This window comes from Hyphomonas sp. UBA3601 (assembly GCF_002375605.1).
Taxonomy (GTDB): domain Bacteria; phylum Pseudomonadota; class Alphaproteobacteria; order Caulobacterales; family Hyphomonadaceae; genus Hyphomonas.
Map to the genome: position 1 here is coordinate 5,734 of NZ_DFME01000139.1, position 776 is coordinate 6,509.

The window sequence follows — 776 nt, forward strand, 5'->3', positions numbered from 1 at the left end:
CCACAAAGTCTTCGCATGATACCGGGCTTAACAATTCTGCCAGTTCGCGGCCGTTCAGGGCGGCGGGCGCATCTGGGCTTGCCGGCCTGGCTGGATCGCGCAGCGAGCTGAAATCTGTCATTCGGTCGGACCTCCCCGGTCTCGGGCGCTTTTTGCATTGCCCTGAGACCTAGGCAGATAATCCCAATCCGGCGATGGGACAAGCATTGCGGGGAAGAGTTGGCGCGACAGACGCCGACAGACAATTCAAAAAAAATGGCAGACCGCGTTTGCGGCCTGCCATCGGATTGGGTCTGGATGCCCGGATTACGGGCGGGGAGTGCATTCGCGCCGAGGCGATTATTGTTCCGGAGTTTCTTCCGGTTCTTCAACGTCCACGGTTGGAACTTCGACTTCTTCTTCGACCATCACAACTTCAGGCACGAGCACCGTTTCGGTTTCTGTGCCGACATTCACTTCGCCCGTATCGACATCATATTCGGGGATCTTGCCAGCTTCGGCGTCAATGGCGACATCCACATCCGGCAGCTTGCCGGGCTCTGTCTGGTCCACATCGATCAGCGTAGAGCCGAGCCAGACGGCCCCGACGAGGGCGACAATGGCGACGGCGATTCCAATGACTTTTCCTGTACTCATGTTCTGGGTCTTCCTTCTTGTGCTTTGTTGCGCAGTTCAGCGCGCTTGCGAACATAACGGGGCTGTAATCGAATGGTTCCGGCCAGCACTCGTTCCAGCAAGGGCGTCCGGAGCGGCGGGGCCGTCCGGGTGTCTGGGCT

General features: G+C 58.9%; 1 protein-coding gene. It reads right to left on the minus strand.

Annotated features, from left to right (window positions below):
* Positions 1-339 precede the first annotated feature (339 nt).
* A complete protein-coding gene (locus B4F73_RS15745) occupies positions 340-636 on the minus strand; it encodes a hypothetical protein (RefSeq protein ID WP_290480587.1) in 297 nt (98 codons plus the stop codon).
* Positions 637-776: the final 140 nt, after the last annotated feature.